General features: G+C 48.0%; 10 protein-coding genes. 3 read left to right on the top strand and 7 right to left on the bottom strand.

The features are described from left to right. The 4 genes from DXT99_RS22320 to DXT99_RS22305 form a co-directional block, all read right to left on the bottom strand. Positions 1-466, bottom strand: a 466-nt coding sequence (locus DXT99_RS22320) for a DUF481 domain-containing protein (protein ID WP_115567812.1), incomplete at its 3' end; no start/stop codon positions are given. A gap of 109 nt (positions 467-575) precedes the next feature. Further along, positions 576-2,792, bottom strand: a complete 2,217-nt coding sequence (locus DXT99_RS22315) for an acylase (protein ID WP_115567811.1) — start codon at positions 2,790-2,792, stop codon at positions 576-578. 215 nt (positions 2,793-3,007) lie between these two features. Next, complete coding sequence (locus tag DXT99_RS22310) at positions 3,008-4,777, bottom strand: chloride channel protein (RefSeq protein ID WP_115567810.1); 1,770 nt, start codon at positions 4,775-4,777, stop codon at positions 3,008-3,010. 112 nt (positions 4,778-4,889) lie between these two features. Beyond that, the gene (locus DXT99_RS22305) at positions 4,890-5,141 is read right to left on the bottom strand and encodes an NAD-binding protein (RefSeq protein WP_246000955.1); all 252 of its coding nucleotides are present in this window, start codon (positions 5,139-5,141) and stop codon (positions 4,890-4,892) included. A gap of 416 nt (positions 5,142-5,557) precedes the next feature. On the opposite strand from DXT99_RS22305, the gene DXT99_RS22300 reads away from it, so the two are divergent. Continuing rightward, on the top strand, positions 5,558-6,019 hold the full coding sequence (locus DXT99_RS22300; RefSeq protein WP_115567809.1) for an anaphase-promoting complex subunit 10 family protein: 462 nt from the start codon (positions 5,558-5,560) through the stop codon (positions 6,017-6,019). A 136-nt stretch (positions 6,020-6,155) separates the two neighbouring features. Here the strand turns inward: DXT99_RS22300 and DXT99_RS22295 are convergent, their stop codons facing one another. The 3 genes from DXT99_RS22295 to DXT99_RS22285 form a co-directional block, all read right to left on the bottom strand. Beyond that, complete coding sequence (locus DXT99_RS22295; protein WP_115567808.1) at positions 6,156-7,232, bottom strand: alpha/beta hydrolase; 1,077 nt, start codon at positions 7,230-7,232, stop codon at positions 6,156-6,158. A 333-nt stretch (positions 7,233-7,565) separates the two neighbouring features. After that, positions 7,566-8,336 carry an SDR family NAD(P)-dependent oxidoreductase gene (locus tag DXT99_RS22290; protein ID WP_115567807.1) on the bottom strand — a complete coding sequence of 257 codons (771 nt, stop codon included), beginning with the start codon at positions 8,334-8,336 and terminating at the stop codon, positions 7,566-7,568. Positions 8,337-8,396: 60 nt separating this feature from the next. After that, entirely contained in the window at positions 8,397-10,118 is a 1,722-nt protein-coding gene (locus tag DXT99_RS22285; RefSeq protein WP_115567806.1) for an IlvD/Edd family dehydratase, read from the bottom strand. 500 nt (positions 10,119-10,618) lie between these two features. Here DXT99_RS22285 and DXT99_RS22280 point away from each other — a divergent pair, with 500 nt between their 5' ends. Together DXT99_RS22280 and DXT99_RS22275 are read left to right on the top strand one after the other, a co-directional pair. After that, positions 10,619-11,854: a multidrug effflux MFS transporter gene (locus tag DXT99_RS22280; RefSeq protein ID WP_115567805.1), complete on the top strand. Its 1,236-nt coding sequence runs from the start codon at positions 10,619-10,621 to the stop codon at positions 11,852-11,854. Between the two features lie 209 nt (positions 11,855-12,063). Beyond that, on the top strand, positions 12,064-12,507 hold the full coding sequence (locus tag DXT99_RS22275; RefSeq protein WP_115567816.1) for a hypothetical protein: 444 nt from the start codon (positions 12,064-12,066) through the stop codon (positions 12,505-12,507). Position 12,508 lies beyond the last annotated feature (1 nt).

The following is a 12,508-nucleotide window of genomic DNA, read 5'->3' as shown; positions in this document are numbered from 1 at the left end:
GGTATCCCACCCCCGCCCCTACCAGCTGCCTTAAATCAATGCCCCGCAGGTTGCTTATTTCTATGGTTCCCAGGCCAAATAAATACGTTTTTCTTTTCTTGAACACATCGATAAACAAGTCAACGTAGGTGTCGCGCTCGGCCACCACATTATTCTGCCTTCCGTAGCTGAAGCGTGGGTTAGTGGCAATAGAAATGACGGGACCTCCTACTGTCACCTCTGCCCGCAGCACCATGAGGCTGCGATTGACGTTGCCCTGGGTGAAGCTGCCGTCGCCAAAAAAACGATAACTCAGGGTATCCAGTACCAGGAACTGCGGCTTTTTCAGACTGTCGGCACGTGCCTGAAGAAGAGAATCGGCCTGCAAGGGTGTACCAGTTCCCGTTTGCTGCGCGACGACAGGACTGTCGTTGAAAACAAAAAAGGCAACGAGCACTAAAAAAAAGAGGCAGGCAGAATTTCTCATTGCCCAAAAATAAGGCAAAAAGTCAGGCGAAAGAAGAGGAAAACATCTATTAACTTAAATCAGCCCCAGTTCATTGACTGTAGTCGCACGGAAACACTCATTTAAACAATTACTTCAGCTCAGTTCTCTTCTCCCCTGGATGATACGTGGCTTTCGCGCGCTTCTCCACATCATCGCGGTAATAGGCAACATCTTTGAACTTAACATCAGCATAACGCTGCGCCTGATCATCAAAATGAGGTGAATTGGGGTCGCTGCTTTGCCCGCCGGCAAGCAGGCTTTTTGCCTTCACCTTGTCACCAAATTCCACTACCGCAACAAAGCTGTTTCCTGAAGTGCCGTAAAGCCGTTTCGTGTTGTAAGATTTTGCCCCGAAAGATGCCAGCGCGCCCCAGCTTCCTGAAGCCATACCTACTGGCAGGCTTGGAAGAGCATCATTAAAATCCTGCTGAATGTCACCGTTTATACGCTGGTACCGGTTTATCTCTCCCCACGGTGTATTCCACTGCCCAAAATCCGCTTCCAGTTGGGCAATGGTCTGCCGGAAAAGCTCCAGGCGCTCTTCCGCTGGTGAAGCCAAAGCATAATAATCAAAGCGCTCCATCAGGTTGAGCCCTTCCGGGGCGCTGCCGTTTCTCAGTGTATTTGTAGCATAGAAATGAGCCAGCGACATGGCCACTGATTCTTCTGACACCGCATAGTCCCAGTTGCGCATCACCTCTATAGCCTCCTTCAGCTTCGGGTCCTCAGAGTTTTGTTTCTCATAGGCGGCAACAAGACCGGGAATGAGTATCTCAAACCCCGGAAGATAAGGATCATATGCCAGCTCTATCAGCTTGTCTAATGTGAGGTTATCAGCTTTCTCCAGCAGACGGATTGCATGGATGCCACGGAAATTTTCCGGCGACTGTGACATGTACACCGGGTAATCTTCCTGCTTCGGGCTGTAGGGTCCGGCACTGGTAAAGGGTGTGGAATTGCAATTCTGAATCCAGCCATTCGGCGGGTTTCTAACAATGATGGTTTCTTCCAGCGGATGCAGCCCCTGCCAGTCTGTTTTCGGATTGCTGCCATCTACGGGTTTTGTATAGTCGAAGGAGGTATCCCGCACCGGGAAAAAGTTGCCGTGATAGTAAGCAATATTCCCATCCGCATCGGCATATACAGTACCATTGGAAGAGTTTGTGCGCATCTTCATCATCTCGTTAAACTCCTCCAGGTTGCTCTTTTTGGTGCGCGTGTACGACTGAATTAAGGCGTCTGCAGGTTTCCACATCAATGCTGTTGCCACCCATTTGTCACCGTTTTTGTGTGTAACAGGCCCATGATGTGTTCTGTATGTTGTGAAAGTCTTTTGCTTTAGGGCCTCCCCCTCCTTATAGGATAAGGTTACTTCAGTAGATGTGACAGGCCGTTTTTCGTTTCCATACAGGTAATACAATTTACCGTCTTCCTTTACAACAGTTTCTTCGAACTCGTCTATCACGTCTGCATACGCGGAAGTATGCATCCAACCGGTTTTTTCGTTAAAGCCCTGATAAATGAAAAACTGCCCCCAGGTAACCGCGCCATAAGCATTCAGCCCTTCTTCGCTCACAGCATGCACTTCTCCACGAAAAAAGAAGGAAGTGTGCGGGTTAATAAGCAGCATGGCATTTCCTGAGGCCGTGTGTTCTCCGGAAATAGTAAAACCGTTAGAGCCTTTAGGTTCGTCGAGAAGTGCTGGATGCACCAATCCGTCACCGTAGTTGCTAAGTCCTAAAGACTTATTCTCTTCATAAAAAGCTTTGATTCTTTTTGTTGAAACACTTTCAATATCGCCACCAATGGAGCCCTCGCTAAAGTACATCGGCATCCACGGCTCAAAGTGTGTCAGGAGCTTTGGCTTCACCTCCGGGTGGGTATGCAGGTAGTAATTGATACCGTCAGCAAAAGCCTGGCAAAGGGCCTTAAGCCATTCCGGACTGCTTTCATAGTTAGCGATGGCTTCTTCTTCTGTCATAAACAGTTTTGCGCGAAGATCGCTGTACAGCATTTCTTCTCCTTCTACCTCTGCCAACCGACCGGTAGCCCAAAGGTAATTCCGTTCTACCCTGTTGAAGTCATCCTCACACTGCGCATACAAAAGTCCGAAGACCGCATCAGCATCCGTTTTTCCGTAGACGTGCGGCACGCCAAAATCATCACGTATAATGGTAACGCGCGCTGCCTGTTCTTCCCATTTCTCCACCTCCAGGGAGGAAGCAACGTTTTGGCTTGTAGAACAGGAAAAAAGAAAGGAGATGAAAAGGAATAAAAAGGCGGTGTTCTTAAAAGCGAATTTCATGGAATGTCTGTGAATGAAGTACCAATTTAGACAGATTTGTTGATTTATTACAAAACCAAACAAGCGGATTTAAGTGAGAAGGACTGTCACACATACTCCCGAAGCTGCTACAGGAGTATATCTATTCTCATGCACCAGTATGGAGGAAACGGTGCGTATAGTGAGAAAAGATTGAGTACAAAAGAGCACAAAGTGCACAGTAAAATTGCCCCTGATCAGAAGAACCTGTTCACCCGGGTCAGATCTTTCCGATACTGCGTCAGGAGCCTGCTTTTGGATATGAACCCTTTGAACGTGCCCTTCCGCACCACAGGCAGTGACCATAGCTTGCTCTCATCAAACTTATCGAGCACGTCTGCTGCAGGCTCATCTATTTCCACTGTAACTTTTGGGGGCTGCATCAGGTCTTTAGCTGTGATGGTGTCATAGCTCGAAACATCCCCTAATTGCTTACGCATATCACTCAGGGTTATCACCCCCACCAGCACACCTTTATTATCCAGCACCTGCAGCACATCCCTGTTGGAACTGGAGAAATTTTCCACTATAGTACGAAGTGAATCGTTCTCTGACAAGGGCCTGTCATCTTCCTCAATTAGCTGACTGATATTTAACTGGTTTAGCAGGATACGGTCCACCCGCAGGGCTTTGCCCTGCCCCTTTGGCTGTTCCACACTTGAGCTGAGGTTCTCGATGTAATATTTCAGAAAATAGGAAACAGCGCACACCAGCATCAGAGGCACAAACAACTGATAGCTCTGCGTAATCTCAGCAACGAGGAATATGGCCGTAACAGGCGCATTCATAATACAGGCGAAGACACTGGCCATACCCAAAAACATAAAGGTTGCCATGTTTAAACCGTAGAATGGGAACAGCAGTGCCACTATTTTGTAGAACAGGTAACCCAGAAAGCCACCCGTGATAATAGAAGGCGCAAAATAGCCACCTTCTCCCCCTGAATTCACGCAGATCCCCGTGGCGAGGGGTTTTACCATGGTTATCAGAAAGAAGAAGAAGAGGTTGAACCAAATGGTAGTAGGCAGCGCAGCCAGCGGAGAGTTCACTATCAGGGAGCGCTCTTCGCCGCTCAGCAGCGCGTTAATGCTCACATACCCTTCGCCATACATGGGCGGCAGCAGGTAAATGATGCTGCCCAATGCTACTCCTCCCGCTATGGCGCGCAGGTAGGCATTTTTAATGCGGGAAAAGTAAAGGGCACAGTAGCTGTACGTCTTCAGCAGGTAATTCGACATGAGCATGCCCAGCACACCCAGCAAAATGACCAGCGGAATCTGCTCATAGGCAAAATCAGTGAGCGGCACCTCAAAGCGCAGGTGCTGCCCCATAAAGAACTCAAACAGGATTTTACCGGCCGCCGCCGCCACCAGCAGCGGAATCAGCAGCGTGGGAGTGAACTCAGGAAGTATGGTTTCAAGTGCAAAAATAAACCCTCCCATCGGCGCATTATATACCGCAGAGATACCGGCAGCCACGCCGCAGCCAATAAGCAGGGTGCGTAGCCGGTAGTTCAGCCTTAGCACACGTCCCACATTAGAACCTACGGCTGCCCCGCTTGTTATGATAGCCGCCTCTACCCCGGAGCTTCCCCCAAAGCCAATAGTAAGCCCGGTCGTTACAAATTTGGAGTAAATAAGCCTGAACCGAATGATGGACGTGTTTTTCTCTATGGACTCAATCACATGCCGGGCGCCGCTGAAGTAGGCGGTTTTGCTGAATACATTGCGGTTGAGGAACGTCACCAGGACAAACCCGATGAGCGGCAGCAGGAAGTTGAGGATATTCGGCGCAAAGTAAACTGCATACTGCTCAATGTAGAAGATAATCGTTTTGATAAGAATGGCGGCAACGCCCACAATTAAACCTACCACCACGCTTAGCACAAAAGGCATAATGCGGTTGTTGCTTTGCCTCCTGCGCCACCTGAAAAAAGCCAACTGGAACTTGTTTAATTTATGCTTCATTACTACGGGGCTACCTACTTTGTAAGCTACAAAAATTAAATATACTGCAAAACAACAAGCTAATTTTCAGTTATCAGATTCATGCTCCATTTATTGCCCTAAGGCCCCCTATCTACAGGCCCATTATCTCACCCACCCGCAAAACATGGTTGCTGCCGGCCAGCTTCAGGATATCTTCCGATGCCTCAAAATTGCAGGTGGAAATGATCTGCACCTCACTGCTTAGTCCCCGCACTGTGAAAGCGACGTTCGTATTTATCACGTCCGTGGAAGTGGTCGCCACCAGCGCTGCCTTTTCTATTAACCTAAAGAGCAGCAGCGAGAGCAGACAGTAATGATGTGTGCGCACATTAGTTTTTTCCAAGGCTATCATGATAACTTCTTGAATTTTTCAGATACTGCACGGAAAGCTATAGTTCTTCAGTCGGACTATGTGGAAACGCATAACCCTCCAGTCACACATGTACTTATGCTAATAAGTGTACATATAAACTTAAAAGCGCTCATTGGAGTAAAAGATAAAGGACACAGTATAAACAGCCTATTTACAAACGTGTTAAATGATTCTTATTGCGGCAGTCTTTTAGGATCTAGTATCAAGGCTGTCAAAGTAAGTGGGAAGTTAGATGGAGCTTATACACCTCTGATGGCAGGTATTTCTGACACTTATGTATTAATCCACCTTTAGAGGATTAGAGATGGATAAATAGCTTCCCGGTTTAAAAATGAAGTTATTCCCCAATCAATTTATCTCATATAGAAATTTCTAAAAATTAAGATATGCGCAAACAAATAATCGATCAAGCCTCTACTGCAACACATACCGGGATAGACCTGGAACACCTGGCTCAAATCCAAATTACGTCTGAAGCAGAAGCTCATCCTATTGAGCAAGCCTTCACATCTAACAAAGAAGAAGGCTGGAGGGCGGCACAACCAGGTGAACAGATCATCCGGATTATGTTTGATACACCACAAAAAATTCAACGGGTTCATCTTTTATTTCGGGAAGAGGAAAAGGAGCGCTCGCAGGAGTTTCTGCTGCGCTGGAAACCAGAAAGTGATGCATCTTACCGTGAGATTGTACGACAACAGTATAACTTCAGCCCTCCGCAAACGATAGAGGAATCGGAAGAATATACTGTGAACCTCGACGCGGTGAGTGCATTGGAACTCACTATCAATCCGGACATAAACGGAAGAGGTGCCTACGCCTCGCTTGCACAACTACAACTTTCATAATTGCTGAAATAGCGAAGAAGATCTGTGCCCCGCACAAAAGAAGAAGCCTCTGCAGTAACAGAGGCTTCTTCTTTTGTGCGGATGTTTACAGCATTTTAGAAGCAAAGACTATCCTGCTGCAGGCACTAAGACTTCTTTACTTCCTGGGCTGTTCAAACGACAGGTTCTCTGAGAAGAAAGTCAACAGGTTTGTACCAATGCGATCTGCCACCCTGTTGATGTGGTCCCCGTCATACTCTTCATAGAAGTGTTTGATACCATAGCTATCCAGCACCTTGTCCAGTTCTCTAATGCTGGCGGCAATACCGCTGTCATCAGCGCCGGCATCAAAGGCAAGGGCTTTTAATTTCCTGATATTAAAGATATACTGGTCAATTGAGGCCAGGGGTCGGTTGGCTGTCCATTTAGCCAATACCAAGGGTTGCACCTGCCCGTTTTCCAGCGGAAGGTCTAAATAGAATGGCGGCTTTTGTGGGTTGGGTGACCAGGCAGCAGCCGACGCAAAGGTGGCTTTGGTAAAGAAATCCGCTTTCTCCAGGTCGGCCTGCGTCTGGATTGCCTGCAGCCGGGCCTGGGCTGCAGAATCCTGCGGCACATTACTGGCGGGCTCCAGGCAGCACGGACTCAGCAAGTATAAACTGGAAAAGACATCCGGGTATTTCTGGCCAATGCGCATAGCACCATAGCCTCCCATCGAATGACCGGCCAATCCGCGGCTGGCGGCCTGGGGAATGGTACGGTAATTTTTGTCGATATACGACACCAGCTCTTTCGCCACAAAATCTTCCCAGTTGCCGGTTGTAACGGAACTTGAATACATACTGCCCTGGAAACGAGTAAAAGCATTCGGCGTCACAAAAATCATCTCTGGCCTGTTACCTTCCGCAAACGCCTGATTCAGCACATCCGGCAGGTTCATCCAGTGCTGCTCAAAGCCATAGAGCTTAGCGTCGCTGTCGGTGAAGCCATGCAACAGGTACACGACCGGGTATCGGCGTTCCGGATTGGTTTTGTAACTGGGCGGGAGGTACACCGACACGTCCCTATCCGGTGAATCCCCGGCCAGGTTTCCCTCCAGCTCCTTTCCGTGCACCTTTATCCGTTCTACCGTCCCCTGTCGCATCGTGCCGTTCTGGCTGCTGGCCGGGAAGGCAATGAAAATGATAAAGGCAGCAACTAAAAGAATATAGCTTTGGTGTAATTTCTTTTCCATACCTGCTGTTGGTTTTGTTTAGAATATAATAATCAATTAGATGAGTAAGTTATGGCTAAATGTTTAATTAAAGCTTTAACTCTCTCCTGGAGATGTACGACCATACCGACACCCTTTAACCCTGCCTTCACTCACAACACTTATCCCATGCCTGACTTTTACAGCTTTGTTTTCCATTTCCTCCACTTTGACTTAATCAGAGGAAGTTCTCTGCTCATAAATGCTGCTGCTTTTTTATTCAAGTTCATCTTTTAAACACAATCCTTAAACAGCTGATTTATAGCTGATCGCACCTTTGATTTAAGCGTTATTGCACAAAACTACATGCACTTCCTATTCATATGGTGAAGGGCTGACAGATGTCCATCCGCCATCGATCACCAGGGACTGCCCTGTAATATGCCTGGCGTTTTCTGACACCAGGAACAAAGCGGCATGTGCTATATCAGACGGATAAGCCGGCCGGCCCATAGGAGTAATGGTAGACCATGTCTTTTCATAGGCACCATCTTCAGCAGTTCTTTCTGTAAGGGTAGCCCCGGGTGCGAGGGCATTCACATTGATTCGGTAAGGTGACAATTCAAGGACCAGGTGCTTGGCAAGTAGTTCAAGCGCTGCTTTGGTCATGCCATAAGCTGCTAAGTTCTTATGCGCCTGATGCCCCGTAACAGAAGACATAAAAAGGATGCTCCCACCGGAATGTTGTTTAATAATCTGTTTGGCTGCAGCCTGTGCCAGGAAAAAACTCCCTCCGAGGTTCATTTGCGTCACTTTCTGCAGGTCTTCCGGGGTGTAGGTCAGGAAATCTCCGAATACGGTAATGCCAGCATTTGCAATGGCAATGGTTAGCCTGCCAAATTCCGAAACTGCAGTATTAACCATCTGCTGAATGAACTGCGGATTTGCAGCGTCTCCGGCCAGGCCTATGCAGTCTCCGTACTGGTCGTTTATACTTTTAGCAGCTTTGACAGCCAGTTGTTCATCTATATCATTTAGCAGCACCGATGCTCCCTGCTTTGCCAGTTCCTGGCATATTCTGAAGCCAATGCCCTGCCCTGCTCCGGTCACTATGGCTACCTGTTGTTTAAAAGACGCTGCTGACATAGAGTGATTCCAAAATAAGTAACAATCTGCGATATTTTTTTACGATGCTCTATGATGCGATCAATGAGAATCTTTGGTTACCTCACTCCCTGAATTACCTCTCAGGAAATCAAAGTCTGCTCCTAAATCCGCCTGCTCCACACACTTTGTATAGAGGCTGACATAGCCCCTCTTCATATGTTTTGGCTGAGGTCTCCACTCCCGCTTTCGTCTCTCCAGTTCCTCCTCTGATAGCTCTACAGAGAGCAGGCGGTTGGGCACGTCCAGCACGATGATATCTCCGGTGCGAACCACAGCAAAGTTACCTCCGGCGGCAGCCTCAGGTGATGCATGCAGCACAACAGTTCCAAAGCCCGTCCCACTCATCCTACCGTCTGAAATACGCACCATATCAGTTACTCCTTTATCCAGCAATTTGGCAGGCATTCCCATATTACCTACCTCCGGCATTCCAGGATACCCTTTTGGCCCCACATTCTTCAGCACCAGCACGCTATGCTCGTCCACTTCAAGCGCCGGATCATCTATGCTGTTCTTGTAATCGTCGATATCGTCAAAAACGACTGCCCTGCCTCTGTGCTTCATCAGCTGCGGACTGGCTGCAGAAGGCTTGATAACGGCGCCGTTCTCACACATGTTTCCCCGAAGCACGACAATACCAGAAACTTCATTAAAGGGTTTATCTACTGTAGCAATTACAGCATCATTATAGCAGGCGGCGGCAGTAAAGTTCTCCTCCAACGTCTTTCCATTTGCCGTGATGCAGCTTTTGTGCAGATGTGCCTGAAGCTCCTTCAGTACAACCTGCAAGCCTCCTGCGTAATAGAGATCCTCCATAAAAAACTCACCTGAGGGCTGCAGATTGGCGATGAGCGGAACACCAGCCGAATACTTATCAAAATCCTCCAGCGCCAGGGGCACACCAATTCTTCCGGCAATGGCCAGGAGATGAATCACAAAATTGGTGGAGCCACCCACGGCAGCGTTCAACATGATGGCATTTTCAAATGCCTCCCTTGTCAGGATATCGGATGGCTTGCGATCCTCGCGCACCATTTTTACAATCTCCACACCAGACATATGCGCTAGGATTTTCCGGGCACTGTCCGGAGCAGGTATCGCCGCATTATGCGGCAGCGATAGCCCCAGCGCCTCCACCATGCAGGCCATGGTAGAGGCAGTACCCATTACAGCACAATGGCCGTCGCTCCGGCACATGCCTGCTTCTGCCAATGTCATATCCTCATCCGTCATCTTTCCGGAGCGGTACTCTTCACTGAAGCGCCAGATGTCGCTTGTTCCAATGCTGCGCCCCCTGTGCCTGCCCGTAAGCATAGGTCCACCAGAAACCACGATAGAAGGAATGTTTACACTGCAGGCGCCCATCACCAGGGCAGGTGTTGTTTTATCACAGCCGCAAAGCAGCACCACACCGTCCAGCGGGTTGGCCCGGATAGACTCCTCCACATCCATGCTCACCAGGTTGCGGTACAGCATGGCCGTCGGTTTCATAAGGGTCTCGCCCAGCGACATCACCGGGAATTCTACCGGGTAGCCTCCAGCCTCTATTACCCCCCGCTTCACTGACTCTGCCAGGTCACGCAGATGAGAATTGCAGGGAGTAAGCTCAGACCAGGTGTTGCAGATGCCGATGATTGGCTTGCCAGCCAGTTCATAGGCTGGTATTCCCTGCTTCTTCATCCAGGCACGGTAAATAAAGCCGTCCTTGCCTGATCTGCCGAACCATCCGCGGCTACGCAGCTTTAACTCCTCGTTTTCCATATTACTGTTAATTGATAACTAAACCAGATACTATGCTTGAGCTTAACTTTAAGAACCCACCCTTAATATCATCAACTTAAAGAAAAAATATCTTCTAATAATATCTCCCTACGCCCTTGCTGTGCCTTTTGGCCAGCAGACCATTTGTAGCTATCTGTTCGTATTAAAATACTTCATCCCGTTTTGATACTAGCCTACCTATGTACAATAGCCGGATACCTGCACGTACAACTTTATGTATAAAAAGCTGTTCTACTGACTTTGCTGCTTCGTCACGCTTCTTTTTCATCAGCATGAATTTTAGTTAAATATAATCTTATTCATTACTATCGGCACATAAAACAGCTCATTTCTCTTCCAGATGACCCGAAGCGCAGCATATTTTAGCAAATACAATGGAAATGAAGATAGCCGCTGCCCGCACTTCTGGATGTTTGATATACACGAATAAAGAATAGAACCTCTTTTATCTGTACCTTTGCCGGGCAAATTACCTTTTTATGACACGCAAGCATTACATTACCCTCATTATCATATTAGGAACACTTACTGCCTTAGGGCCTTTTTCCATAGACATGTATTTGCCTGGTTTTCCGGCCATTGCCAAAGACCTGAATACGACAGTAGCAGAAGTTTCCCTTACTTTGTCCAGTTTCTTTATCGGCATATCTGCCGGTCAGTTGCTGTATGGCCCGCTCATGGATAGGTTTGGCAGAAAAAAACCGCTTTACATCGGTCTTGTTGGCTACCTGTTAGCCTCAGTGGCCTGTGCTTTTGCTACCTCTATCGAAGCCCTGATTGTGTTGCGTTTCATACAGGCTGTCTGCAGTTGTGCCGCAGCGGTGGCCTCCGTAGCCATGGTGCGCGATTTATTTCCGGTGCAGGATAATGCAAAAGTATTTTCGCTGCTGATGCTGGTGGTGGGTGTTTCGCCTATGATTGCCCCCACAGTTGGAGGTTATGTAACGGCAGGTTTCGGATGGGAAGCAGTGTTTCTTATCCTGGCTGCCATGGCGGCTGCTATATTGGTTGCAGTTTACCTGGGGCTGCCCGAGAGCAGCAAACCGGACCCGACCTATTCGCTCAAGCCAAAACCAATCTTATCTAAATTTCGCATGGTTCTGAAAGAACCTCATTTCTATACCTATGCATTTTCTGGTGCTGTTTCTTTCTCGGGGCTGCTGGCATACGTCTCTGGTTCACCATTACTGTTTATGGAGATATTTCAGGTAAATGAGAAGGAATATGGATGGATTTTCGCGTTCCTCTCCATCGGTCTGATTGGAGCCAGCCAGGTGAACAGCATCATGTTGCGCAGGTTTCGCAGTGAGAAGATCATTATTGCGGCGCTCGTCTGTCAGTTGGTGATTGGAACAGTATTTTTGTTGGGCATTATGAATGGCTGGCTGGGGCTATATGCCACTATTGCCTGTATCTTCCTCTTTTTAAGCTGCCTTGGCTTTACTTTCCCGAATGCTTCTGCGCTGTCTTTAGCGCCTTTCACCAAAAACGCAGGTAGTGCATCTGCGCTGATGGGTGCTTCTCAAATGGGTATTGGCGCCTTAGCAACGGTTATCCTGAGCCTTTTCAGTAACCATTCTGCCGTACCAATGGCTGGTTTAATGGCCGCATCAGCGTTGGTAGCATTGCTGATTTTACTTTTGGGGCAGAAGGTTATTCAGGCAAGAGGTATACATTACCAGGCAGATAGCACTGCTGCAGGAGTTGTGCATTAAGTTTGTTTATGCTGAGACAGGAGGTATTGGCGAAGGTTTTTGGATTTTATCGTAATGTATTGCTGGACCAGATCTTCCGCACAGACCAAACCTTCTGGCCTCCCTCAAAAACGGATACCTGTAAAATCAACTCAGGCTCTCTTGCAGCACCGTTAGAGAAAAAGAGGTGCTTACAAAATGAATACTTTATTCAACAAAGAAAACTACAAATGACACGAGATAAAGACGCAATCCTACACCTGTACAATAAAATACTGCCCACACTAGCGACACGCATACACCTAAACCTAACAGACATCACGCCCCTGTTCAATGATTTCGGGCTGGAGAAAATGGTAGATATCTGGACAAAAGCCTCTGATGCTGACGATGATACACCCATCAGCATAGAGAACGGTAATGTGCAGTATATGGGGCTAAAGCTGCGCCTGGAAGGGTTCCAGCGAGCAGGAGTCCCTCCCTTTGACGTGACAAAAGACCTGCTCTTCAAGCTGGGACATACGACCTATGAAGTAGGGCCTGGAAAAAACATTGTTTGGTTGGAAAAGCTGTATGGAGAAGCATGGACTGAAAGCGAAACTGCGGACATCGCACAAAGGTGGTGCAAGGATGTGATTGACGAAATTACACAGCGCCTGGAGCGCCTGACGTAAA

Origin of the sequence: Pontibacter diazotrophicus, from assembly GCF_003367245.1 — a bacterium.
Taxonomy (GTDB): Bacteria; Bacteroidota; Bacteroidia; order Cytophagales; family Hymenobacteraceae; genus Pontibacter; species Pontibacter diazotrophicus.
This window is presented reverse-complemented; position numbering and strand designations above follow the sequence as displayed.